This window comes from Pseudomonas sp. LH1G9 (assembly GCF_002949975.1).
Classification (GTDB): Bacteria; Pseudomonadota; Gammaproteobacteria; order Pseudomonadales; family Pseudomonadaceae; genus Aquipseudomonas; species Aquipseudomonas veronii.
In genome coordinates this window covers 5888519-5913715 of the sequence record NZ_CP026880.1, presented here as the reverse complement: position 1 = coordinate 5913715, position 25197 = coordinate 5888519, and the positions used below count along the sequence as shown (strand labels likewise).

The window sequence follows — 25197 nt, the reverse complement described above, 5'->3', positions numbered from 1 at the left end:
CATAGGCACTTCCCTCGTATCGGAAGTGCCCATGCCTGCGCCGGCCCAGCCCCATCACCTTCACCTGACCCTGGCCAACGGCCTGCGGGTTTCCCTGCGCCATGCCCCGCGTTTAAAGCGTTGCGCCGCTGTTTTGCGGGTGGCGGCCGGCAGCCATGACGTGCCGTTGGCGTGGCCCGGCCTGGCGCACTTTCTGGAACATCTGTTGTTTCTTGGCACTGAGCGTTTTCCGAGCGATGAAGGGCTGATGACCTACGTGCAGCGCCACGGTGGCCAGGTCAATGCCAGCACCCGCGAGCGCACCACGGATTTCTTCGTTGAACTGCCGTTGTCGACCTTTGCCGATGGGCTCGAACGCCTGGCCGATCTGCTGACCCATCCGCGCCTGGCGCTGGACGATCAACTGCGCGAGCGCGAAGTGCTGCACGCGGAATTCATCGCCTGGTCCCAGGACGCCAACGCACAACAACAGGTCGCGCTGCTGGAGGGCCTGGCGGCCGATCATCCGCTGCGCGGCTTCCATGCGGGCAATCGCGACAGCCTGCCGGTGGAACGTCAGACGTTTCAGCAAGCATTGCGGGATTTCCACCAGCACTTCTATCAGTCGGGGCAAATGACCTTGAGTCTGGCCGGCCCACAACCGCTGGCAGAACTGGAACGCCTGGCGCAGCGCTTCAGTGAGCAACTGCGCGCCGGCCCGCGATACCCGCAGGCGGCCCCGCCAGCACTGATGCCCGCTCATACGCAGCATTTCCAACACAGCGCCGACGGCCATCTGCATCACGTCATCAGCGTCGACGCCCCCAGGGAAGCCCTGGATTTCCTCTGTTTCTGGCTCAACGCCTCGGCGCCCGGCGGGTTGCGCGCGGAACTGCAAGCGCGGCAATTGGCGAGCACTGTGCAGGCCTCCGTGCTCTACCATTTCGCCGGGCAAGCGCTGCTGGATCTCGATTTTACCCTCGGAACTCAAAGCGACGCGGCGACACAGATCGAAGCGTTGTTGTACGACTGGCTGAGCTTTTTCGCACACAGCGACTGGACATCTCTGCGCGAGGAATTCGCCCTGCTCAACGCGCGCCAACAGCAGGTCCAAGGCGCCCTCGCGTTGGCGCGGCATGACAGTGAAGAACTCGAAGCACCGGTGTCGGAGCAGCACGTTGCCGCCCTCAAGACCCTGCTCGACGCCCTGCCGCTGCAAGCCTGCCGACATGCGTGGCAACTGCCGCCCAACAACCCGTTCCTGCGCCCACCCGTGAAGGACGAACGCGCCGGCCTGATTCGCGGCCAGACCAGCGCCCACCGGGGCCTGCGCACCTTTGCCCAGGACCGTTCCCGAGGGCGGCGAGAGCTGTCGGCGTTGTCGTTCAGCCCGGCGTTGGCCGATGCCCATGAGGAAGGCGCGCTCTACCTGCGCTGGCGGCTGGATTGCGCGCTCCCATCGACGCTGGAAAACACCCTGGCAGCGTTGCGCGAAAATGCCCGCCAGGCCGGCGTCGACTTATCCTTCGACGCGATCGGCAATGACTGGCTGGTGAAGATGGTCGGTCTTCACCAACCCATGCCGGCGATACTCGATGAACTCGCGCGCAGCCTGAACCTGCTTGAGGAGGATCGGCAACACGCCACTGCCGGCACACCGCCGATTGCCATCCGGCAATTGCTCAAGGCGCTGCCGGCGTGCTGTGCCGGCGTTCGACCAAACCCGCCTGCGCCCTCGCTGTCGTGGGCCCACGCACGCTGGGAAGGCCTGGGCATTGGGCTGCCCGCCCACTGCGAAGCGGCGCTCAGATCCGCCGCCACCCGCTTGCCCGGGCAACCGGCCCTTCTTGAACCCGAATGCCCCAGCCTCAACGGCCAGCGTCTATGGCATGAGGTCCACACCGATGCCCTTGATGCGGCCTTGCTGCTGTTCTGCCCGACGCCGACGCGCTCCTTGGCAGATGAAGCCGCATGGCGCCTGCTGGCGCACCTGCTCCAAGGGCCGTTCTACCAACGCCTGCGGGTAGAGCTGCAAATCGGCTACGCGGTGTTCAGCGGTATCCGACAGATCAATGGGCAAACCGGCCTGCTGTTTGGCGTGCAGTCGCCCAGCGTTTCCCTTGAGGGCATCATGCAGCACCTGCACACCTTCCTCGCGCAATTACCGGCATTGATCGACGCCAGCGACGACCTCGGCCACCCAGCGCTGGCGCAACAATTCACGGCGCAGGCGCTGCCCCTCGCCCAGGCCGCCGAACTGTTGTGGCAGGCGCGCCTGGCCGGCCATCCAGCGGATTATCTGACGCTGCTTCAACACCAGATCCAAGCCCTGACGCACGCGGATCTGCAGCGCGCCGCCCAACAGGTGCAGGACGCCGCGGGCGGCTGGCGCTGCATCGCCAACGGCCCGCGCAGCGGCGGTGACTGGCAATCGGCAGACTGATCGTTGCTGCTGCCGCAATAGGCTTTTTCCACCAAGACAGCGCTAACTTGGAAAAAAATGCGTAATATTCATAGGCACACATCTGAACATCTCCGACTGGAGGTGGACTATATGTATTACTTGGTAGTAAACGTCCCATCCCTTCGTAGGAGTAAGAATATGACTTGGTCCAAACCTGCTTACACTGATCTGCGCATCGGTTTCGAAGTGACTATGTACTTCGCCAGCCGCTGATTGGCTGGGTAAGACAACGCCTCGGCTCGTCCGGGGCGTTTTTGTTTTCAGCTTTGTTTGATGGAGCGGCCATGTTTGTCCAGATTCTAGGTTCCGCCGCCGGCGGCGGCTTCCCGCAGTGGAACTGCAACTGCGCGAACTGCGCAGGCTTTCGTGATGGCAGCCTGCGAGCGCAGGCGCGTACCCAGTCATCCATCGCGATTTCCGACGATGGCGTGAACTGGGTACTGTGCAATGCCTCGCCGGATATCCGCGCACAACTGCAGGGCTTCGCGCCGATGCAACCCGGCCGTGCCCTGCGCGACACCGGCATCAGCGCGATCATCCTGATGGACAGCCAGATCGACCACACCACTGGCCTGCTGAGCCTGCGCGAAGGCTGCCCGCACCAGGTGTGGTGTACCGACATGGTCCATGAAGACCTCAGCAGCGGTTTCCCGCTGTTCACCATGCTCACCCATTGGAATGGCGGCCTGGCCTGGAACCGCATCGAGCTGGACGCCAGCTTCACCATCCCGGCCTGCCCCAACCTGCGTTTCACCCCGCTGCCGCTGCGCAGTGCCGCACCACCGTATTCGCCGCACCGCTTCGACCCGCATCCCGGCGACAATATCGGCCTGATCGTCGAAGACCTGCGCACCGGCGGCAAACTGTTCTACGCCCCAGGGCTGGGCAAGGTGGACGCGCCATTGCTGGAAATCATGGCCGGCAGCGACTGCCTGCTGGTGGACGGCACGATGTGGGACGATGATGAAATGCAGCGCCGTGGCGTCGGCACCCGCACTGGCCGCGAGATGGGCCACCTGGCGCAGAACGGCCCCGGCGGCATGCTCGAAGTGCTGGAACACCTGCCGAAGCAGCGCAAGGTACTTATCCACATCAACAACACCAACCCGATCCTCGATGAAGATTCTCCCCAGCGGGCCGAGCTGGTGCGGCGCAATGTCGAAGTGGCTTACGACGGCATGAGCATTGAACTGTAGGAGCGAGCTTGCTCGCGAAAAACGCAAAAACACCGCAGATATTCAGGGTGCACGCGTCACCGTTAACGACCTTCGCGAGCAAGCTCGCTCCCACAGGAGACCCATATGACTGATATACCGATGAGCACCGATGCATTTGAAAAAGCCCTGCGGGCCAAGGGCGCCTTCTACCATATCCATCACCCGTACCACGTGGCGATGTATGAAGGCCGCGCCACCCGCGAGCAGATCCAGGGCTGGGTCGCCAACCGCTTCTACTATCAAGTGAACATCCCGCTGAAGGACGCCGCGATCCTGGCCAACTGCCCGGACCGTGAAATCCGCCGCGAGTGGATTCAGCGCCTGCTCGACCACGACGGCGCCCCCGGCGAAGACGGCGGCATCGAAGCCTGGCTGCGCCTGGGCCAGGCCGTCGGCCTCGACCCGGACCAACTGCGCTCCCAGGAGCTGGTGTTGCCCGGCGTGCGCTTTGCGGTGGACGCCTACGTCAACTTCGCCCGCCGCGCCTGCTGGCAGGAAGCCGCCAGCAGCTCGCTGACCGAACTGTTCGCGCCGCAGATCCACCAATCGCGCCTCGACAGCTGGCCGCAGCATTACCCGTGGATCGACCCCACCGGCTATGAGTATTTCCGCACCCGCCTGGGCCAGGCCCGCCGCGACGTGGAACACGGCCTAGCGATCACCCTGCAGCACTACACCACCCGCGAAGGCCAGGAGCGTATGCTGGAAATTCTGCAGTTCAAACTGGACATCCTGTGGAGCATGCTCGATGCCATGAGCATGGCCTACGAATTGAAACGCCCGCCCTATCACAGCGTGACCACGCAGCGCGTCTGGCATAAAGGGATCGCCCTATGAGCTTTGATCGCAGCAAGAAACCGACCTGGCGCCAGGGTTATCGCTACCAGTACGAGCCCGCGCAAAAAGGCCATGTACTGCTCTACCCCGAGGGCATGATCAAGCTCAATGAAAGTGCCGCCTTGATCGGTGGACTGATCGACGGCGAGCGCGACGTCGCCACGATCATCGGTGAGCTGGATAAACAATTTCCCGGTGTGCCTGAGCTGGGCAATGACGTAGAGCAATTCATGGAGGTCGCCCGTGCCGAGCACTGGATCACCCTTGCCTGAAAAACCAGCCATCGGCCTGCCCTTGTGGCTGCTCGCTGAGCTGACCTATCGCTGCCCGCTGCAGTGCCCGTATTGCTCCAACCCGCTGGATTTCGCCGAGCAGGGCAAGGAGCTGAGCACCGAGCAGTGGTTCAAGGTGTTTCGCGAAGCCCGTGAGATGGGCGCCGCGCAGTTGGGCTTTTCCGGCGGCGAACCGCTGGTGCGCCAGGATCTCGCCGAACTGATCGCCGAAGCGCGCAAGCTGGGCTTCTACACCAACCTGATCACCTCCGGCATCGGCCTGACCGAGCAGAAGATCAGCGACTTCAAGAAGGCTGGCCTGGACCACATCCAGATCAGCTTCCAGGCCAGCGACGAACAGGTGAACAACCTGCTGGCCGGCTCGAAAAAGGCCTTCGCGCAAAAGCTGGAAATGGCCCGCGCAGTGAAGGCCCACGGCTATCCGATGGTGCTGAACTTCGTCACCCATCGGCACAATATCGACAAGATCGACCGCATCATCGAGCTGTGCATTGCGCTGGAAGCGGATTTTGTCGAACTCGCCACCTGCCAGTTCTATGGCTGGGCGCAGCTCAATCGCGTGGGGTTGTTGCCGACACAGGAACAGTTGGTGCGCGCCGAACGCATCACCAACGAATACCGCGCCAAGCTCGAAGCCGAAGGGCACCCGTGCAAGCTGATTTTCGTCACCCCGGATTACTACGAAGAACGCCCGAAAGCCTGCATGAACGGCTGGGGCAGCATCTTTCTGACCGTAACCCCGGACGGTACCGCCCTGCCCTGCCACGGCGCCCGACAGATGCCGGTGCAGTTTCCCAACGTGCGCGACCACAGCATGCAGCACATCTGGTACGACTCTTTCGGCTTCAACCGCTTTCGCGGCTACGACTGGATGCCCGAGCCGTGCCGTTCATGCGATGAAAAGGAAAAGGACTTCGGCGGCTGCCGCTGCCAGGCGTTCATGCTGACCGGGGATGCGAGCAATGCCGACCCGGTGTGCAGCAAGTCCGAGCACCACGGCATCATCCTTCAAGCACGGGAAGAGGCCGAACACGCCACCCAGACCATCGAGCAACTGGCCTTTCGCAACGAGCGCAACTCACGACTCATCGCAAAAAGCTGAGAGCCTCAGCGTTTGGCGATGATGTACACCGCGTGAATGATGCCTGGGAAGTAACCGCACAAGGTCAGCAGAATATTCAGCCAGAACGCGCCGGCGAAACCCACTTGCAGGAACACTCCCAGTGGCGGCAACAGAATGGCGATGATGATACGAATGATGTCCATGGGTTCAGCTCCTGAAAATCGGCTCGTGTGAGCCGTGTAGCTAATCGACCTTGGACGTTCGTGAGGGTTCAGTAGGATCTGGCACCGCGACCGTCGTTCGCTGCACAAAAAAAAACGCCCCCAGCCAAAAAAAACAAGCTGGGGGCGCCGCGTATACCGCGAGACGGTTCAGGAATAAGGGGTCAGACGGCGATGCCCTTGCGGCATTGCATTTGTGCGGTGCGTACCCGGGAAAAGGCGTGCCCCAGGCGCAGGAGCATTTCGTCGATGTTGCTTTTGCTCACCGTCAGGGCCGGGGTGAAGCGCAGGCAGTTGGGTTGCGGGGCGTTGAGGATCAGTCCTTCGTCCAGAGCCGCTTTTACTACGGCATCCGCAGAATCATCCGATAACGTCAGTCCCCACATCAGGCCGTGGCCGCGCAGTTGACCATGGCCATAGCGATAAGCCAGGCGAGCCAGACCTTCGCCGAGGTAACAACCAGACTCACGCACATGCTCGAAGAAGCCATGCCCAAGCACAGCATCGAGCACCGCCCCCCCGGCGCAGGCCATCAGCGCATTGCCATGATGGGTGCCTTCCAGCTCACCGACTTCAAAGCAACAAGCCTTGCCACGCGCCAGCAGTGCCGCCAGCGGTACACCACCGCCCAGGCCTTTGCCGAGCGCAATGATGTCGGCGCGTACACCGTACTGCTCTTCGGCGAGCAAGGTGCCGCAACGGCCGATGCCGGTTTGCACTTCGTCGAGGATCAGCAGAATGCCCAGCTCGCGGCACAGCCGCTCGACACCCTTGAGGTAATGTTCGGTCGCCGGGATGACGCCGGCTTCGCTCTGGATCGGCTCGAGCATGATGGCAACGGTTTGCGCGTCAACGGCCGCGTGCAGCGCCGCCAGGTCGTTGAGCGGGACGTGGCTGAAGCCCGGCAGTTGCGGTTCAAAGCGGTTTTCACGGCTGCTCGCCGAGGCCGACATCGCCGCGAAGCTGCGCCCATGGCAACCATTGCTGGCGCTGATGATGCGATAAGCACCGCCGCGATACAGCTGGCCCCACTTGCGCGCCAGTTTGATCGCCGCTTCGCAGGCTTCCGCGCCGCTGTTGAGCAAATACGCCTGGTCGCTGCCGGTGCGGTGGCACAGGCGGTCGACGAGGTTGAGTTGGGGACGGTTATGCAAACCGTTACCGGGATTGATCAGCGCCTGGGCCTGATCGGCCAGGGCCCGGATCAATACCTGCGGGCTGTGGCCGAGGCTGTTGGCCGCGCAGCCCTGGCTGAAGTCCAGATAGGCGCGATCATCGCTGTCCCACAACCAGGAACCCTGGCCGCGCACAAAGACCTGCGGGGGGCGCGCTACGGTAGGCATCAGGCATCCACTGGGAAAATCTTCGCCACAAGCATCCAGGATCAGGTCATCCAGACTGGCCGCCGAGCGGCGCAAATTGAACAGGTTCACACTTTTCCTCCCATGGCAACCATGCCGTGGTCGGTGTACCCCGCAAAACCTGCCTGGAGGTTTTTTGACTTGCCTATGCAAACACCATCAACATAAACGCTAATCATCGCCCGATCTGGCCCTGTAAGCCTTGTGGATAGGCGCTAGACTAGGCGTCTTGGGGGCCAACGGCCATTTCGATTTTCCAGCTTTTCCGATAAGAATTACTTATGGATTTTAAGCAACTGCGTTATTTCGTCGCGGTGTATGAGGAAGGCCACGTAGGCCGTGCCGCTGAGCGCCTGTCGATCTCCCAACCGGCTCTGTCACAGCAGATCCGCCAGCTCGAACAAAACCTCGATGTGAGCCTGTTCGAACGCAGCAGCAAGCGCCTGCTGCCGACCCTCGCGGCCCATACGTTATACAACCACGCCTTGCCGTTGATCGATGGCATGCAACAAGCCGTGGAGGCGTTGCGCAACTTCAAGGGCCAGGCATTGCGCACCTTGGCCATCGGTGTGTTGCAAACCGTACACACCAGCCTGGTGCCGCAGATGCTGGAGCGTGTGCGCAAGGCCCAGCCGCACCTGGTGGTGCAAATCTACGAACTGACCGGGCTGGAGATTGAACGGCGCCTGCTCAATGGCTCGCTGGACATCGGCATCAGTTACCTGCCGCCCCGCCAGCCGGGGCTGCACGGCGTGCTGCTGTATGAAGATGAGCTGAAGGTGGTCATCCCGGAGGATCACCCCCTGCGTGAATTCAAGAAAGTCTCCCTGACACAAGCGGCCGAGTTGCCGATGTTGCTGCTCGGGGAGGAGTTTCAGATCCGGCAGATCTGGCAGGGCCAGCTATCCAACCTCGGGCGGCGCCCGCAGGTGCAGGCGGAGTTGAATACCATGGTGGGGATTCTCGACAGCCTGCCGCATACCAAACTGGCCACGGTGCTGCCGGGACGTTCCCAGGACCAACACAACAGCCAGTCGCTGCTGTGGAAACCCTTGAGTGAACCGAGGGTGCCGCTGAAAGTCGGGTTGGTGTGCCGCGATGTGCAGCGCCAGCAAGCGACGTTGGCGCTGCTGCGCACCTTGCTGGAGGACGTGATGAACGCCCCGCAGGTGCCGGGCTGAGTTTTTCGCGGGCAAAAGAAAACCCCGCCGAAGCGGGGCTTTGCAGACTGTTTCCCTGACATCCATTTCACTCCGCCATCCTGGCAGAATCCTACGTGTCCGTGTTGTTGCTTTGCGCTTCCTGCGCGACGTCCATGTGAAGTAGATTATCCGTGGATCCAATTTGGCGATAGAGGACGATTAGCAGCACGTCATGTAAGAGAATGCTTACAAAGCCTCTACACCCTTAGAACAGGGCCTCATCCAGCAAGAACAGCGATTCGCTACCGGCTTTTACCGACGCGCTCAACGACTGAATACGCGGCAGCAGACGGGCAAAGTAGAAACGTGCGGTGCCCAGCTTGCTGGCGTAGAAACCTTCCTCGGCTTCTTTGCCCAGCGCCGCCTTGGCCATCCTTGCCCACATGTAGGCGTAGGCCATGTAACCGAATGCATGCAAATACTCCACCGAGGCCGCACCGATTTCATTCGGGTTGCTCTTGGCACGGTCCAGCACCCAGGCCGTCAACTCATCCAGGCTATCCACCGCGGCATTGAGCGGCGCGGTGAACTCAGCCAGCTCCGCGCCCGCGGTGGCGGTGAACTGGCGGATCTCGTCGGCGAACAGGGTGTAGAACGCGCCGCCGCTGCCGACAATCTTGCGTCCCATCAGGTCCAGGGCCTGAATGCCGTTGGTGCCTTCGTAGATCTGGGTAATGCGTACATCACGCACCAATTGCTCCTGGCCCCACTCGCGGATGTAACCGTGGCCGCCAAAGATTTGTTGGCCGAGTACCGTGGTTTCGAGGCCCAGATCGCTGAGGAATGCCTTGGCCACCGGGGTCAGCAAGGCCACCAGGTTATCCGCGCGCTCGCGGGCGGCGGCGTCTTCGCTGAACTTGGCGATATCCAGTTGCATCGCCACATATGTGGAGAATGCACGGCCGCCTTCGTTCGACGCCTTCATGGTCAACAGCATGCGACGCACGTCGGGGTGGACGATGATCGGGTCGGCGACTTTGTCCTTGGCCTGGGCACCGGTCGGCGCACGGCTCTGCAGGCGGTCGCGCGCATATTCAATCGCGTTCTGGTAGGACCGCTCACCGGACGCCAGGCCCTGGATGCCTACGCCCAGACGCTCGTAGTTCATCATGGTGAACATTGCCGCCAGGCCCCGGTTAGGCTCGCCCACCAGGTAACCCACGGCTTGGTCGAAGTTCATCACACAGGTCGCCGACGCTTGAATCCCCATCTTGTGTTCGATGGAACCGCAGCTCACCGGGTTACGCGCGCCCAGGCTGCCGTCGGCATTGACCATGAACTTCGGCACCAGGAACAGCGAAATGCCCTTCGGCCCCGCAGGCGCATCCGGCAGTTTGGCCAGGACCAGGTGGATGATGTTCTCGGTGAGGTCGTGTTCGCCGCCGGTGATGAAGATCTTGGTGCCGCTGATGGTGTAGGAACCGTCCGCCTGAGGCTCGGCCTTGGTGCGGATAATGCCCAGATCGGTGCCGGCATGCGCCTCGGTCAGGCACATGGAACCGGCCCACTTGCCGGAGTACATATTCGGCAGGTAGGTGGCCTTGAGTGCTTCACTGGCGTGGGTGTTGATCGACACGCAGGCGCCGGAAGTCAGCATCGGGTACAGGCCAAACGCCAGGCTCGACGAGTTGATCATCTCTTCGACTTGCGCCGACACCGCCTTGGGCATGCCCATGCCGCCAAACGCCGGATCGCCGCCTACGCCCACCCAGCCGCCTTCGGCGTAGGTGGTGTAGGCCTGTGGAAAGCCATCCGGGGTGCTGACAACCGTGTCGGCCCAGCGGCAGCCCTGTTCATCGCCGCTGCGGCTGAGCGGGGCGATGGATTTGGCGGTGACTTTACCGGCTTCTTCGAGGATTGCCTCAACGGTTTCGGCGTCGACAGTGTCTGCCAATGCCGGCAATTGGGCCCAAAGTGTGGCGACCTCAAAAACTTCGTTGAGGACGAAGCGCATATCACGCAGCGGCGCTTTGTAATCAGCCATGGCAAACCTCGTGAGAACGTGAAAAGTAATTCGATAGGGTCGGTTTTACAGGCGCCGAGTGTACCCGAACAACTTTTCAGACACATAGGGTCCACTTTTGACTGATTGGTATTTTTAAGTCATCAGCCGCCGAATGCCTCCGCAGGCAGACTCATCAGGCACTCGCTGCCCGCTTGCACGGCAGCCCGATGGGTGGCGGTGCGCGGCAGCAGGCGCTTGAAGTAAAAGTCGCAGGTGGCCAGCTTGGCCTTGGCGAAGTCGGCATCGTCGTGGGTCTGCGCCGCGATCGCCATGCGCAGCCACAAATAGGCGAGGACGATGTAACCGCTGTACATCAAGTAGTCCACCGCGGCGGCGCCCACTTCGTCTGGGTTTTTCATCGCGGCCATGCCGACCTCGGTCGTCAGCTCGCCCCATTGCCGGTTCAGTTGATCGAGCTGCGCCACATACGCTTTGAGCTGCGCATGCTCGGCATTCGCCTCACAGAACTTATGCACAATCCGGGTAAAACCGCGCAGCAGCTTGCCCTGGCTGCCCAACACCTTGCGCCCCAGCAAGTCGAGCGCCTGGATGCCGTTGGTGCCTTCGTAGATCGACGCAATGCGGCAATCGCGCACCAACTGCTCCATGCCCCACTCGCGAATAAAACCATGGCCGCCGAACACCTGCATGCCGTGGTTGGTCACTTCCAGCCCGGTGTCGGTCATGAAGGCTTTGCAGATCGGCGTGAGGAATGCCAACAGGTCTTCGGCCTCCTGGCGCTGGCCGGCGTCGGCGCTCAAGTGCGCGGTGTCGAGCAGTTGCGCGGTGAAATAGGTGAGCGCCCGGTTGCCTTCGTTGAACGCCTTCATGGTCAGCAGCATGCGCCGCACGTCGGGATGGACGATGATCGGGTCGGCGGCTTTTTCCGGAGCTTTGGCGCCGGTCAGCGCGCGCATTTGCAGGCGGTCGTTGGCGTACCTGATCGCGCCCTGGAAGCTCGCTTCGCCGTTGCACAGCCCTTGCATCCCGGTGCCGAGGCGCGCGTGGTTCATCATGGTGAACATGCAGTTGAGGCCTTTGTTCGCCTCGCCGATCAAAAAGCCCCTGGCCCCGTCGAAGTTCAGCACGCAGGTGGCCGAGGCCTTGATCCCCATCTTGTGCTCGATGGAGCCGCAATGCACCGCGTTGCGCTCGCCCGAATCGGCATGGAACTTGGGCACGATAAACAGCGAGATGCCTTTGGTGCCGGCCGGGGCGTCCGGCAGCTTGGCCAGCACCAGGTGGATGATGTTAGCGCTCAGGTCGTGCTCGCCGGCGGAGATGAAGATCTTGCTGCCGCTGACCGCATAGCTGCCATCCGCCTGGGGCACGGCGCGGGTCTTGATCAGGCCCAGGTCGGTGCCGCAGTGGGCTTCGGTCAGGCACATGGTGCCGGTCCATTCGCCAGCGGTGAGTTTGCTCAGGTAGGTGGCTTTCTGTTCGGCGCTGCCGTGGGCGTGGATCGCCGACATCGCGCCGTGGGTCAGCCCCGGGTACATGCCCCAGGAGGTGTTGCTGGAGCCGATCATTTCGCTGAGCACCAGCCCCAGGGATTGCGGCAGGCCTTGACCGCCGTAGGCCGGGTCGGCTGCCACGCCGTGCCAGCCGCCTTGTACATACTGGGCGAAGGCTTCCTTGAAGCCCTTGGGCGTGGTCACCACGCCTTTGTCGAAATGGCAGCCTTCTTCATCGCCGCTGCGGTTGAGCGGCGCGAGCACGTTCTCGCAGAATTTCGCACCTTCTTCGAGGATCGCGCTGACCATGTCCGGGCTGGCGTCCGTCGCGCCGAGGGCGGCGTAGTGAGCGTGGAAATCAAACACGTTGTCGATCAGAAAGCGCATGTCGCGCAGGGGAGCTTTGTACTCAGGCATGGCAATGTCTCCGGCAGCAGATGGTTTCAACCTACCGCCGGCCGCCACCCCGGACAATCACTGTAGCGCCGCTGAATACAGCACCATCACTCAACCGGCAGCACTCTGCGTGCGTACCGCGCCACGGCGGTTTTGCCCGGCCGCAATCACGCAGTTACGCCCCGCGCCCTTGGCGGCATACAGCGCCTGGTCGGCGGATTTGAGCACCTCTTCGGAGGTGCGGTGCTCGGCCTGGCGCTCGGCCACGCCGATGCTGATGGTCACCGAGACACTCGACGCACCGCTGCCCGCGCGCCGCTGGCGACCTTGCAGGTCATCCTGCGGACGGTCCGGGTTGCGCAGCTTGATGTCGTAGTTGGCGATGATCTCGCGGATTTCTTCCAGGTGCGGCATGCATTCATCCAGGGTCTTGCCGGCAAACACCACGGCGAACTCTTCACCGCCATAACGGTAGGCGCGTCCGCCGCCATTGACCTTCGACAGCTTGCTGGCGACCAGGCGCAGCACTTGGTCGCCGACATCGTGGCCATGGGTGTCGTTGAAGCGCTTGAAGTGATCGACGTCGCTCATCGCCAGCACATAGTTGCGCCCCAGTCGCTGCATGCGCTCATTGAGTGCGCGGCGCCCCGGCAGGCCGGTCAACTCGTCACGGAACGCCATCTGATACGCCTCGTGGGCCACCGCGGCCGCAATCATCAGCATCACCTGGCTGCACATGATGTTCAGGGTGAACGGCAGGATAAACGTCTGCGGCAACATCCAGAACAATCCCACCAGCCCCACCATCTGCGCCGCGTGCAGCGGGCGCGGCTGGTACCAGTACTGCGCCGCCAGGGTCAGGAAACCGATCAGGAACATCGGGTACGACAGCTGGATCAGGCTCATCCAGGCGCCATGCAGCGCCGGCCAGCGAATTTCCGCCAGCCAGTTCAGCAGCGCCTGGGGATAACTTTGCTCCAGCGCCAACGCGACGCTGCCGACCGCCAGCAGCACCGCACAGCGCGCGACAAAATCACGGAACAAGTGGGTTTTTTCCTGCCACAACCCATAGAGGCCGAACAGCAGCGGCAGCAACAGGCAGCACAAGTGGAACACCACCGCGGCGTCTTCGCGCACGCGGCCGTTGTCGCGGTAGTAGTCGGTCTGGGTGTCGAGCAGGAAGTAGGCGATGTACACCGTGATCATCAGGAACAGTTCACGCTGGCGACGATAGACCGCGCAATACGAACCGCCGAGCAACAGCACCAGGGTCGGCAACACGTTGAACAGCGAGGTGAAGAAGACGTTGAGGTCCTTGACATACGCAGCCGAGAGCCCGGCCAGTAACAGCAGCAATGAAGGGAGGAAATGACTGAAACGTAAAGCGGACGCGCGTGACAAGGGTAAAACTCCGACCCGCCAGGAATGATGGCACTGTGCCTTACTCCAGACAGTTAAACATACCCTGCCCGGCCTGTATCACATTGCCATCACTGTAACGGCAGCCAATCGCAATCCCTGAGCGCCCCGCTGCGTTTTTTATCGGCAAAAAAAAACCGTCGCCCCCAACAGGAGCGACGGTTTTTCAAGTGGGCTCGGTGAGGCTTAGTAAGCCAGGCCGAAGTCCTCTTCTTTCATGTCCATCAGGTTGTTGGCGCCCGACAGCATGGTGGCCACGTGAGTACGGGTACGCGGCAGGATGCGCTGGAAGTAGAAGCGCGCGGTCTGCAGCTTGGCGGTATAGAACGCCGCTTCGCTGGTGCCGGCGGCCAGTTTCTCGGCCGCCAGGCGTGCCATGTCGGCCCAGAAGTAAGCCAGGCAGGCGTAACCGGAGTACATCAGGTAGTCCACCGACGCGGCACCGACTTCTTCACGGTCTTTCATCGCCGCCATGCCGACCTTCATGGTCAACTCGCCCCACTCTTTGTTCAGCGCGGCCAGCGGTGTCACGAACTCTTTGACCGCTTCGTTGCCTTCGTTGGCCTGGCAGAACTTGTGGACGATCTTGGTGAAGCCCTTCAACGCTTCGCCTTGGGTCATCAGCACTTTACGGCCGAGCAGGTCCAGCGCCTGGATGCCGGTGGTGCCTTCGTACAGCATCGAAATGCGGCTGTCGCGCACGTTCTGCTCCATGCCCCACTCGGCGATGAAGCCGTGACCGCCGTAGATCTGCACGCCGTGGTTGGCGGACTCGAAGCCGACTTCGGTCATGAACGCCTTGGCGATCGGGGTCATGAAGGCCAGCAGGCCATCGGCCTGTTTCTTGGCTTCGTCGTCGGTGCCGTACTTGACGATGTCCACTTGCTTGGCGGTGAAGTACACCATCGCACGGTTACCTTCGGCGAAGGCTTTCATGGTCAGCAGCATACGGCGCACGTCGGGGTGGACGATGATCGGATCGGCCGCTTTGTCCGGCGCTTTCGGGCCGGTCAGGGAACGCATTTGCAGGCGATCGCGAGCGTATTTCAGGCCGCCCTGGAAGCCGATCTCGGCGTGGGCCAGGCCTTGCAGCGCGGTGCCCAGGCGAGCGGTGTTCATAAAGGTGAACATGCAGTTCAGGCCTTTGTTCGCCGGGCCGATCAGGAAACCGGTGGCTGCGTCGAAGTTCATCACGCAGGTGGCGTTACCGTGGATGCCCATCTTGTGTTCCAGGGAACCGCAGGTCACCGCGTTGCGCGCACCGATCGAGCCATCGGCGTTCGGCAGGAATTTGGGCACGATGAACAGCGAGATGCCTTTGGTACCGGCCGGTGCGTCCGGCAGGCGGGCCAGGACGATATGGACGATGTTGTCGGCCATGTCGTGTTCGCCGGCCGAGATGAAGATCTTGGTGCCGGAGACTTTGTAGGTGCCGTCGGCCTGAGGCTCGGCCTTGGTGCGCAGCATGCCCAGGTCGGTGCCGCAGTGAGGCTCGGTCAGGCACATGGTGCCGGTCCATTCGCCCGACACCAGCTTGGTCAGGTAGGCGTCTTGTTGCTCGGGGGTGCCGTGCTCGGAGATGGTGTTCATCGCGCCATGGGACAGGCCTGGGTACATGCCCCACGACCAGTTGGCTTCGCCGACCATTTCGCTGACCGCCAGGCCCAGGGATTCCGGCAGGCCTTGGCCACCGTGCTCCACGTCGTGGGCCAGGCTCGGCCAGCCGCCTTCGACGAACTGTTTGTAGGCTTCTTTGAAACCAGTAGGGGTCTTAACGCCTGACTCGCTCCAGGTACACCCTTCGATGTCACCCACGCGGTTCAACGGTGCCAGTACTTGCTCACAAAACTTGGCGCCTTCTTCGAGAATGGCGTCAACCATGTCCGGAGTAGCGTCCTGGCAAGCCGGCAGGCTCTGATAATGCGCTTCATAGCCGAGCAGTTCGTCACGAACGAAGCGAATATCACGCAAGGGGGCCTTGTAGTCAGGCATAGCGATAAACCTCTGCTGATGTGTCTGGGATGAACAACCGCGTGGGATTTGTTATGGCGGTCAAACAGGTGTTTGAAACATACGTTTACGACCTGGGGATGTCAAGCGTCGTCCCGCTGCCGTTTGTCATGACACCGCTCAAGAGCGCGCACGACGATGCCTGCGGCGAGGCGCCACAAGGGTTATCGGGAAAAAGGCGAGGTGCAGGCGCGAGCGGTGTGCCTGGCACACCGCGTTGCTTCAGGGGGTCAGGCGAAGGTGTCGATCAACGTGCCGAGCATTTCATCGGAAGCCTTGGCGACTTTCGCGCCCAGCTCCACCTGAAACTTGCCTTGGGCCATTTCGACCATATTGCTCGCCGAGTTGGTCGGCTGGGCGCGGTCATTGGCCCGCAGCAGGTCGCTTTGGGCGTCCGACGGCTGGGTAGTGGCGGCGCTGGCAATCCTGCCGGCGGCCTGGTCGACGCGGCTCTGCCCGGCTTGAATGGTACTCAGGCCTGAATAAAACGCACTGCTGCCAGAGATTTCCATGGCGTGGACCTGCTGAGAGAATCGTGAAGTTGAATTGAAACAGACATCCGGGCAAAAGGCCCGTCAAAAACGCTAATGGCATAATGCCTTATCGATAGCCAAAATCAGTCAAGCAAGTCCAAGTGCAGGTACTCGGCCACCGCGGCGCTGCTGGCGTGCTTGAGCTTGGGCACCCGGCCCAGGCACGGCGCGGGCAAGCGTTCGGCCAGAGTGGCGAGGTTTTCTTCCAGACGAGAGGTCTTCGGCTCGATGATATTCGCCACCCAACCGGCCAGCGACAGGCCATCGCGCGCGATCGCTTCGGCGGTGAGCAGGGCATGGCTGATGCACCCCAGGCGCACGCCCACCACCAGGATCACCGGCAATTGCAGCGCCATGGCCAGGTCGGACAGGTTGTCCTGGTCGGCCAACGGCACGCGCCAGCCGCCCGCGCCTTCGATCAGGGTGAAATCCGCTTTTCGCGCCAGAATCTGTTGCATGGGTTTGAGCAGCGATTGCACCGTCAGCGCAACGCCCGCCTCGCGCGCGGCCAGGTGCGGCGCGATGGCCGGCTCGAACGCCACCGGGTTGACCTCGGCGTAGCTCAACGGCAACGAACACTCGGCCAGCAGTGCCAGCGCATCGGCGTTGCGCAAGCCTTTGGCGGTGACCTGGCAACCGGAAGCCACCGGCTTGCCGGCGGCGGTGCTTTTGCCGGCCAGGCGCGCGGCATGCAGCAGGCCGGCGGCGATGGTGGTCTTGCCGACATCGGTATCGGTGCCGGTGATGAAATAAGCGGCGTTCATAGAGGCTTCTCCAGTACGGCGTACACCACTTGGTAGGTGGCCGGCAGGCCCTGGGGCTGGCGGAACTGCTCGTAGGCGTCGATCAGTGCAACAATCCGCGCGCGGCCCGTCAACCCTCCCGGCCGCCCCGGGTTGAGATTGTGCGCGCCAAGCGCTTTCAATTCGTGGGTCAGGCTGCGCACATCCGGGTAATGCAACACATGAGCACGCCGCTCCAGGCTCCGCACCTTGAAGCCACTGGCCGCGCACAGCTGTTGATAGGCTTCGAAGCTGCGGAAGCGGTTGACGTGGACCCGCCCGTCCACCGCCCGCCAGCTTTCGCGCAACTCGTCCAATGTGCCCACGCACAAGCTGGCGAACGCCAGCACGCCGCCCGGCTGCAACACGCGATAGGCTTCACTGAGCACCGCCGCGAAATCCGCGCACCATTGCACTGCCAGGCTGGAGAAGATCAACCCGCAGCTGGCCGCCTGCAACGGCAGGCGCTCGGCGTCACCGGCGATGAAATGCTGCGCGCCGCCCAACGGCCGCGCATGGTCGAGCATGCCTTGGGCAATATCCAGCGCCACGCCTTGGCCGGCCGGCAGCCGTTCGCCCAGCACGCGGCTGAAATAGCCGGTGCCGCAGCCCATGTCCAACCAGCGCTGCGCGCTGCAGGCCGGCGGCAGACGGGTCAGCAATTCATGCCCCACCGCGCGCTGCAACTCGGCCACGCTGTCGTAACTGGCGGCGGCACGGGAAAAGGAGGCCGCCACCTGGCGCTTGTCCGGCAACGCGCCTGGCAGGCAGGCATGGGCTAAATCAGTCATCAACGCACTCGTGCAAAAAAGCCTGGATGGCCCCCGCTACACCGTGGGGGTCCTCCAGGAGAAAAGCGTGGCCGGCCTGTTCAATCAGGCCGATTTCGACATCGGGCAGCAGGCTCAGCAGGTCGCTGGCGGCTTCGGCGGGCACCAATTCATCCAGGCCCGCGAACAGGTGCAACTGCGGGCCGCGGAAGGCCACCAAGGCGTCGCGGGTATCCAGTTGGGCAAGCAGCTCGAGGCCGTTCATCAACACGTCCGACGGCGTCTGTGGCGCCGCGCTGGCCAGCAGACGCGCCAACCCGCGCGCGTCCGCGGCGCCTTGGGCGCACAACAGGCCGAAGCGCTTGAGGGTGACCGGGGCGTCGGCGTGGCAACCGGCGAGGAACGCCTCGAAAGTTGCGCCGGGCATCGCGTTCGGCCAGCCATCACGGGCGACGAAACACGGGTTGCTCGCCAGGGTCAGCAACCCACAACAACGCTCGCCGCGCCGCGCGGCCAGCTCGGAAGCGAGCATGCCGCCCAACGACCAGCCACCGAGCCAGGCGTTGTCCGGCAGGCTCGCGTCGAGTTCGTCGAGCCATTCATCCAGGTCGCTGGAGGCCAACGCCGGCAACGGCTCGACTTGTACGCGCAGGTGTTCGTTCAGGCCGTGCAGGGCGGCGGCCAACGGCTCCAGCGGCGACACGCCGAGGCCCCAGCCGGGCAGCAGGATCAAGCGATCACGCATGGTCGGGCTCCGTCGTACCGGACAAGCGGAAACACGCTTCCAATGCGTTTAACAATAGCTGCACCTGCGCCGCGCTGTGGGCCGCGGTCAGCGTCACGCGCAAACGGGCGCTGCCGGCGGGCACGGTGGGTGGGCGGATCGCGGTGACCATCAGGCCGCGCTCGCGCAACATCCGCGACAACGCCATGGCCTTGGCACTGTCGCCGATCAGGATCGGCTGAATCGGCGTGAAGCTGTCCATCAGCGTCAGGCCGATCTGCTCGGCGCCGTGGCGGAACTGGCGGATCAGGCCGTTGAGGTGCTCGCGCCGCCAATGCTCGGTGCGCAGCAGCTCCAGGCTTTTCAAGGTGGCGCAGGCCAGGGCCGGGGGTTGGCTGGTGGTGTAGATGTAGGGCCGGGCGAACTGGATCAGGCTTTCGATCAAATCGTCACTGCCTGCGACAAAGGCGCCCGCAGTGCCGAACGCTTTGCCGAGGGTGCCGACCAGCACCGGCACATCCGCCTGGCTCAGGCCGAAATGCTCGACGATACCGCCGCCGTTCGCGCCCAACGGGCCGAAACCATGGGCGTCGTCCACCATCAACCAGGCGCCTTTGGCCCGCGCTTCACGGGCCAGCGCCGGCAAGTCGGCGAGGTTGCCGTCCATGCTGAACACGCCATCGGTGACCACCAGGGTATTGCCGGTGGCTTTCTCCAGGCGCCTGGCCAGGCTGGCGGCGTCGTTGTGCAGGTAGCGATTGAAGCGCGCCCCGGACAGCAGGCCGGCATCCAGCAATGAAGCATGGTTGAGGCGGTCTTCCAGCACCGTATCGCCCTGCCCCACCAGCGCCGTGACCGCGCCGAGGTTGGCCATGTAACCGGTGGTAAACAACAACGCACGCGGGCGTCCGGTGAAGTCGGCCAGGGCTTCTTCCAGCGCATGGTGCGGCATGGCATGCCCGACCACTAGGTGCGAAGCGCCACCGCCCACGCCCCAACGGGACGCACCGGCACGCCAGGCCTCGATCACCTGCGGGTGATTGGCCAGGCCCAGGTAATCGTTACTGCAGAACGCCAGTAACGGTTGACCGTCCACCACCACTTCCGGGCCTTGCGGGCTGTCCAGCAGAGGGCGTTGGCGGTAAAGGTGTTCGGCACGACGGGCAGCGAGACGCGCGGCGAGATCGAAAGACATGCAGGCCTCGGCAGATCAGAGAAATGTAAGACAGGGCGCGATCCCCTGTGGGAGCTGGCTTACCTGCGATAGCGGCAGGACTGTCACCATCGAAGTGTCAGAAAGACCGCTATCGCAGACAAGCCAGCTCCCACATTTGGATCGCCGTGGTGCTTTAAACCGCGGCGTTGTAGAACTGCTCGCTGCTTTTCTGTTCCACCAGCGCTTGCTCGATCGCCGCCTGGTGGACTTCGTCGGCGTGCTCTTCCCGCGCTTCCGGCAAGATGCCCAGGCGCGAGAACAGTTGCATGTCCTTGTCGGCCTGCGGGTTGGCGGTGGTCAGCAGTTTGTCGCCGTAGAAGATCGAGTTGGCGCCAGCAAAGAACGCCAGGGCCTGCATCTGCTCGTTCATCGCCTCACGGCCGGCCGACAGGCGCACATGGGACTGCGGCATCAGGATGCGCGCCACCGCCAGCATGCGGATAAAGTCGAACGGGTCGATCTCCTCGGCGTTTTCCAGCGGCGTGCCGGCCACCTTCACCAGCATATTGATCGGCACCGATTCCGGATGCTCCGGCAGGTTGGCCAGCTGGATCAGCAGGTTGGCGCGGTCGTCGAGGGACTCGCCCATGCCGAGAATGCCGCCGGAACAGATCTTCATCCCCGAATCGCGCACATAGGCCAGGGTTTGCAGGCGCTCGGCGTAGGTGCGGGTGGTGATGATCGAGCCGTAGAACTCCGGCGACGTGTCGAGGTTGTGGTTGTAGTAGTCGAGGCCGGCCTGGGCCAGGGCTTCGGTCTGGTCCTGGTCGAGACGGCCGAGGGTCATGCAGGTTTCCAGGCCCATGGCCTTCACGCCTTTGACCATCTGCAGCACGTAGGGCATGTCTTTGGCCGACGGATGTTTCCACGCCGCGCCCATGCAGAAGCGGGTCGAACCGATGGCCTTGGCGCGGGCCGCCTCTTCGAGGACCTTCTGCACTTCCATCAGCTTTTCTTTTTCCAGGCCGGTGTTGTAGTGGCCCGACTGCGGACAATATTTGCAATCTTCCGGGCAGGCGCCGGTCTTGATCGACAGCAGGGTCGACACCTGCACACGGTTCGCATCGAAATGCGCGCGGTGTACGGTCTGCGCCTGGAACAACAGGTCATTGAACGGTTGCACGAACAGTGCTTTGACTTCGGCCAAGGACCAATCGTGACGCAGGGTGGCAGTGGTGCTGGCGCTCATGGGCGATTCCTTGATTATGCTTTGGCAAACGCTGCGGGAAGGGCAATACCCACAGGCACGACACGGATGCTCGGCATATTTAAGGAAGATTCATGCACTGTCAACCTGGATACAAACACCAAGTTTACATATGGTCAAAAAACATACAGAACTGTTTAATCTGCGATGAAGCCACTGAGTCGGCCGATTGTGTGTGCAACGCCTGCGAAACCGAGCTGCCCTGGCTGATGGAGCAGTGCGAGGTCTGCGCCCTGCCCCTGCCGCTGGACGGTCTGATCTGCGGCCAATGCCAGAAACACCCGCCAGCCTTTAAACAGGTCATCGCCGCCTGGCGCTACAGCTTCCCCGTCGATAGCCTGATCAGCCGCTTCAAGCATCAGGCGCGCTGGCCCCTCGGGCATCTGCTGGGGCGCTTGCTGGGACGCCATCTGCAACACCGCTTCGACAACGCCGAACTGCCGCGCCCCGACTGCCTGCTGCCGGTGCCCATGGCGCGCAAACGCCTGCGCGAGCGCGGTTATAACCAGGCGTTGATGCTGGCACGCTGGCTCAGCGCCGAACTGCACATTGCCTACAATGAACACCTGTTGTTACGCCCCAGTGAAACCGTCGCGCAACAGGCGCTCGACGCCAAGAGCCGCCAACGCAACCTGCGCGGCGCCTTCGCCCTGGCGCGCGACATACCGGTACACGACCGCCACTTTGCGCTGGTCGACGACGTGCTCACCACCGGTGCGACCGCCCATAGCCTGGCACGTCTGTTGATGGAGGCCGGAGCGCGGCAGGTCGACGTGTACTGCCTGGCGCGCACGCCCAAACCGGGTGCCTGACTTGACTCCGGCCGGCCTTGCCCGCAACGTTCCGCTCATCTCATCGAAGCGTAACCCCATGTCTCTGCCGACCTCCCTCAGCCAACACATCATCCGTCGCCCGCAGCGCATCGCTTTGCTCGCGCATATCGCCGAGCAGGGCTCGATCACCCGCGCGGCGAAAAGCGCCGGCTTGAGCTACAAAGCGGCCTGGGACGCCATCGACGAACTGAACAACCTCGCGCAAAACCCGTTGGTGGAACGCAGCGTCGGCGGCAAGGGCGGCGGCGGCGCCAGGCTGACGGCCGAAGGCGAGCGCGTGCTGCGTCTCTATCAGCGCCTGCAAGTGTTACAGGCCGAAGTGCTCGGCTCGGACGAAGCTGCCAGCGACTTCAACCTGCTGGGCCGCCTGATGCTGCGCACCAGTGCGCGCAACCAACTGCATGGCCAGGTCGTCGCCATCGAGCGTCACGGCCGCAATGATCTGATCCGCCTGCAACTGGCCGGCGGCCTGAGCCTGAGCGCGCAGATCACCCACGACAGCACGCAACGGCTGGAGCTGGAAGCCGGTGTCGAAGTGGTCGCCCTGATCAAGGCCGGCTGGCTGGAGGTGTGTGCCAGCCAGCACCCAGAAACACCTGGACACAATTGCCTGATCGGCAGCGTCGACGCCATTCTCGACGCCGAGGACGGCCCCAGCGAAGTGCGAATCGCCCTGCCCAACGGCCAGGTACTTTGCGCCCTGGCCCAGCCCCACGCGCTCAAGGCCCTGGGTGCCGCCGAAGGCCAGCCGATCCAGGTGCAATTCGCGCCGAGCAATGTATTGCTCGGCACGCCCGTCTAAGCGCCGGGCCTGCTGCGCCCGCCGTCAAACTGCAACAATTTCGTCATGCCCGCTCCTTATGGTGTCTGCAAAAACCGCAGGGAGCCTGACATGAGCCTATTAGAAGAAAACCAAGCCACCGACCTCGAACAGATGGTCGGCCTCACCCGCCGCCGCTTCATCGGCGCCGGTGCCCTGTGCGGAGCCGCGATGTTCCTCGGCGGCAACCTGCTGACCCGCAGCGCGCTGGCCGTGAATGCCGCCAACGCCAGCCCGCTGCTGGGGTTCGCCAGCATCGCCGCCGCCACCAGCGACAGCATCACCCTGCCGCCCGGCTACAGCGCCTCGGTGCTGATCAGTTGGGGCCAGCCGCTGCACAAGAATGCCCCGGCGTTCGACCCGTCCGGCAACGGCACGGCCAAGGCCCAGGAGCAGCAGTTCGGTGACAACAACGATGGCATGAGCCTGTTCGCCTTCCCCGGCGACGACAACCGCGCGCTGATGGCGATCAATAACGAATACACCAACTACCGCTACCTCTTCGCCCACGGCGGCGCGCCGCAATCGGCCGAAGACGTGCGCAAGGCCCAGGCCAGCGAAGGTGTGTCGGTGATCGAAGTGCGCCGCCAGGGCGACACCTGGCAGTTCGTCCAGGACTCGCGCTACAACCGGCGCATCCACGGCAACTCGCCGATCCGCCTGAGCGGCCCGGCGGCCGGCCATGACTGGCTGAAAACCAGCGCCGACAAATCCGGCAAAAAAGCCCTCGGCACCTTCCAGAACTGCGCCAACGGCAAGACGCCGTGGGGCACTTATCTGACGTGCGAAGAGAACTTCACCGACTGCTTCGGCAGCAGCAACCCACAACAAACCTTCGACGCCGGGCAAAAGCGCTACGGCGTGGTGGCGGCGAGCAAAGAGATCAACTGGCACCTGCACGACCCGCGTTTCGATATGGCCAAGAATCCCAACGAACTCAATCGCCATGGCTGGGTGGTGGAAATCGACCCGTTCGACCCGCACTCCACCCCCGTCAAACGCACCGCCCTCGGCCGCTTCAAGCATGAAAACGCAGCCCTCGCGGAAACCCGCGACGGCCGCGCCGTGGTGTACATGGGCGACGACGAGCGCGGCGAATTCATCTACAAGTTCGTCAGCCGCGACCCGATCGACCACCAGAACCCCAAGGCCAACAAAGACCTGCTCGACCATGGCACGTTGTTTGTGGCGATCTTCGACGCTGGCGACGGCAACGCCGACCACCCCAAGGGCAACGGCCAGTGGGTCGAGTTGACCCATGGCAAGAACGGCATCGACGCCAGCACCGGTTTCGCCAGCCAGGCCGAAGTGCTGATCCATGCACGCCTGGCTGCCAGTGTGGTGAAAGCCACGCGCATGGACCGCCCGGAATGGATCGTGGTCAGCCCCACCGACGGCCAGGTCTATTGCACCCTGACCAACAACGCCAAGCGCGGCGAAGACGGCCAGCCGGTCGGTGGGCCCAACCCACGCGAGAAAAACGTCTACGGCCAGATCCTGCGCTGGAAGCCCAACGCCGATAACCACGGCGCCGCCGATTTCACCTGGGATCTGTTTGTGGTCGCGGGCAACCCCGGCGTGCATGCCGGTACGCCGAAGGGCGGCTCGTCGAACATCAACCCACAGAACATGTTCAACAGCCCCGATGGCCTGGGTTTCGACAAAGCCGGGCGCCTGTGGATTCTGACCGACGGTGACTACAGCAACGGCGGCGACTTCGCCGGCATGGGCAATAACCAGATGCTCTGCGCCGACCCCAACACCGGGGAAATCCGCCGTTTCATGGTCGGGCCGGTGGCGTGCGAGGTGACGGGGATCAGCTTCTCGCCGGATCAGAAGACCTTGTTCGTGGGGATTCAGCATCCCGGCGAAACCGGCGGTTCGACCTGGCCGGAGCATCTGCCCAATGGCAAGCCGCGTTCGTCGGTGATGGCGATTCGGCGGGATGATGGTGGGATCGTGGGCGCCTGACAGACCGCTATCGGGGGCAAGCCCCCTCCCACATGTTGAGTTGTGAATACCTTCAACTGTGAGAGGGGGCTTACCCCTGCCACATGTTGATTTGTAAATACCTTCAACTGTGGGAGGGGGCTTGCCCCTGCCACATGTTGATTTGTGAATACCTTCAACTGTGAGAGGGGGCTTGCCCCTGCCACATTTTGATTTGTGAATACCTTCAACTGTGGGAGGGGGCTTACCCCTGCCACATGTTGATTTGTGAATACCTTCAACTGTGAGAGGGGGCTTGCCCCTGCCACATGTTGAGTTGTGAATACCTTCAACTGTGAGAGGGGGCTTACCCCTGCCACATGTTGAGTTGTGAATACCTTCAACTGTGAGAGGGGGCTTGCCCCTGCCACATGTTGATTTGTGAATACCTTCAACTGTGAG

Annotated in this window: 22 protein-coding genes; 10 read left to right on the top strand and 12 right to left on the bottom strand. The window is 62.8% G+C overall.

From position 1 onward, the window contains the following. Nucleotides 1-31 precede the first annotated feature (31 nt). The 6 genes from pqqF to pqqE all read left to right on the top strand — a co-directional run bounded on the left by pqqF (nt 32) and on the right by pqqE (nt 5892). The gene (pqqF, locus tag C5F70_RS27330) at nt 32-2422 is read left to right on the top strand and encodes a pyrroloquinoline quinone biosynthesis protein PqqF (protein WP_104904344.1); all 2391 of its coding nucleotides are present in this window, start codon (nt 32-34) and stop codon (nt 2420-2422) included. A 159-nt stretch (nt 2423-2581) separates the two neighbouring features. Then, nucleotides 2582-2656, top strand: a complete 75-nt coding sequence (gene pqqA, locus C5F70_RS27325) for a pyrroloquinoline quinone precursor peptide PqqA (protein WP_003194766.1) — start codon at nt 2582-2584, stop codon at nt 2654-2656. A 71-nt stretch (nt 2657-2727) separates the two neighbouring features. Beyond that, nucleotides 2728-3639, top strand: a complete 912-nt coding sequence (gene pqqB / locus C5F70_RS27320) for a pyrroloquinoline quinone biosynthesis protein PqqB (RefSeq protein WP_104904343.1) — start codon at nt 2728-2730, stop codon at nt 3637-3639. A gap of 105 nt (nt 3640-3744) precedes the next feature. Then, complete coding sequence (pqqC, locus tag C5F70_RS27315; protein ID WP_017847832.1) at nt 3745-4497, top strand: pyrroloquinoline-quinone synthase PqqC; 753 nt, start codon at nt 3745-3747, stop codon at nt 4495-4497. Then, nucleotides 4494-4769, top strand: coding sequence for a pyrroloquinoline quinone biosynthesis peptide chaperone PqqD (gene pqqD, locus C5F70_RS27310; RefSeq protein ID WP_046381845.1), 276 nt, complete (start codon nt 4494-4496; stop codon nt 4767-4769). Before pqqC ends, pqqD begins: the two co-directional genes overlap by 4 nt. Further along, entirely contained in the window at nt 4762-5892 is a 1131-nt protein-coding gene (gene pqqE, locus C5F70_RS27305; protein ID WP_017847834.1) for a pyrroloquinoline quinone biosynthesis protein PqqE, read from the top strand. The genes pqqD and pqqE overlap by 8 nt, the downstream gene beginning before the upstream one ends. A 5-nt stretch (nt 5893-5897) precedes the next feature. Here pqqE and C5F70_RS27300 read toward each other — a convergent pair whose 3' ends face one another. Further along, nucleotides 5898-6056 (bottom strand): YqaE/Pmp3 family membrane protein, encoded by a 159-nt coding sequence (locus C5F70_RS27300; protein WP_010207008.1) that lies wholly within the window; start codon nt 6054-6056, stop codon nt 5898-5900. Nucleotides 6057-6238: 182 nt separating this feature from the next. After that, nucleotides 6239-7507 (bottom strand): aspartate aminotransferase family protein, encoded by a 1269-nt coding sequence (locus C5F70_RS27295; RefSeq protein ID WP_017847835.1) that lies wholly within the window; start codon nt 7505-7507, stop codon nt 6239-6241. 209 nt (nt 7508-7716) lie between these two features. Here C5F70_RS27295 and C5F70_RS27290 point away from each other — a divergent pair, with 209 nt between their 5' ends. Then, a complete protein-coding gene (locus tag C5F70_RS27290) occupies nt 7717-8616 on the top strand; it encodes a LysR family transcriptional regulator (protein ID WP_017847836.1) in 900 nt (299 codons plus the stop codon). A 226-nt stretch (nt 8617-8842) separates the two neighbouring features. Here C5F70_RS27290 and C5F70_RS27285 read toward each other — a convergent pair whose 3' ends face one another. The 10 genes from C5F70_RS27285 to bioB all read right to left on the bottom strand — a co-directional run bounded on the left by C5F70_RS27285 (nt 8843) and on the right by bioB (nt 21135). Continuing rightward, on the bottom strand, nt 8843-10621 hold the full coding sequence (locus C5F70_RS27285) for an acyl-CoA dehydrogenase C-terminal domain-containing protein (RefSeq protein ID WP_017847837.1): 1779 nt from the start codon (nt 10619-10621) through the stop codon (nt 8843-8845). A gap of 122 nt (nt 10622-10743) precedes the next feature. Further along, the gene (locus C5F70_RS27280; RefSeq protein ID WP_104904342.1) at nt 10744-12513 is read right to left on the bottom strand and encodes an acyl-CoA dehydrogenase C-terminal domain-containing protein; all 1770 of its coding nucleotides are present in this window, start codon (nt 12511-12513) and stop codon (nt 10744-10746) included. Between the two features lie 90 nt (nt 12514-12603). Continuing rightward, the gene (locus C5F70_RS27275; protein WP_046489103.1) at nt 12604-13893 is read right to left on the bottom strand and encodes a diguanylate cyclase; all 1290 of its coding nucleotides are present in this window, start codon (nt 13891-13893) and stop codon (nt 12604-12606) included. 204 nt (nt 13894-14097) lie between these two features. Further along, nucleotides 14098-15903: a phenylacyl-CoA dehydrogenase gene (locus C5F70_RS27270; RefSeq protein WP_046381839.1), complete on the bottom strand. Its 1806-nt coding sequence runs from the start codon at nt 15901-15903 to the stop codon at nt 14098-14100. A 248-nt stretch (nt 15904-16151) separates the two neighbouring features. Beyond that, the gene (locus C5F70_RS27265; RefSeq protein WP_104904341.1) at nt 16152-16433 is read right to left on the bottom strand and encodes a pyrroloquinoline quinone biosynthesis protein PqqE; all 282 of its coding nucleotides are present in this window, start codon (nt 16431-16433) and stop codon (nt 16152-16154) included. Nucleotides 16434-16537: 104 nt separating this feature from the next. Further along, nucleotides 16538-17218 carry a dethiobiotin synthase gene (gene bioD, locus C5F70_RS27260; protein WP_104904340.1) on the bottom strand — a complete coding sequence of 227 codons (681 nt, stop codon included), beginning with the start codon at nt 17216-17218 and terminating at the stop codon, nt 16538-16540. Further along, complete coding sequence (gene bioC, locus C5F70_RS27255) at nt 17215-18027, bottom strand: malonyl-ACP O-methyltransferase BioC (RefSeq protein ID WP_104904339.1); 813 nt, start codon at nt 18025-18027, stop codon at nt 17215-17217. Before bioC ends, bioD begins: the two co-directional genes overlap by 4 nt. Then, nucleotides 18020-18751: an alpha/beta fold hydrolase gene (locus C5F70_RS27250; RefSeq protein ID WP_104904338.1), complete on the bottom strand. Its 732-nt coding sequence runs from the start codon at nt 18749-18751 to the stop codon at nt 18020-18022. Before C5F70_RS27250 ends, bioC begins: the two co-directional genes overlap by 8 nt. Continuing rightward, a complete protein-coding gene (bioF, locus tag C5F70_RS27245) occupies nt 18744-19925 on the bottom strand; it encodes an 8-amino-7-oxononanoate synthase (RefSeq protein WP_104904337.1) in 1182 nt (393 codons plus the stop codon). Before bioF ends, C5F70_RS27250 begins: the two co-directional genes overlap by 8 nt. A 154-nt stretch (nt 19926-20079) precedes the next feature. Next, nucleotides 20080-21135, bottom strand: a complete 1056-nt coding sequence (gene bioB / locus C5F70_RS27240; protein WP_017847846.1) for a biotin synthase BioB — start codon at nt 21133-21135, stop codon at nt 20080-20082. Nucleotides 21136-21227: 92 nt separating this feature from the next. Between bioB and C5F70_RS27235 the strand changes: the two genes are divergently transcribed. The 3 genes from C5F70_RS27235 (at nt 21228) to C5F70_RS27225 (ending at nt 24777) form a co-directional block, all read left to right on the top strand. Continuing rightward, nucleotides 21228-21965, top strand: a complete 738-nt coding sequence (locus tag C5F70_RS27235; protein WP_104904336.1) for a ComF family protein — start codon at nt 21228-21230, stop codon at nt 21963-21965. 58 nt (nt 21966-22023) lie between these two features. Beyond that, entirely contained in the window at nt 22024-22788 is a 765-nt protein-coding gene (locus C5F70_RS27230) for a TOBE domain-containing protein (RefSeq protein WP_057005408.1), read from the top strand. A 90-nt stretch (nt 22789-22878) separates the two neighbouring features. Beyond that, complete coding sequence (locus tag C5F70_RS27225) at nt 22879-24777, top strand: PhoX family phosphatase (protein ID WP_046489087.1); 1899 nt, start codon at nt 22879-22881, stop codon at nt 24775-24777. The last annotated feature ends 420 nt before the right edge of the window (nt 24778-25197 follow it).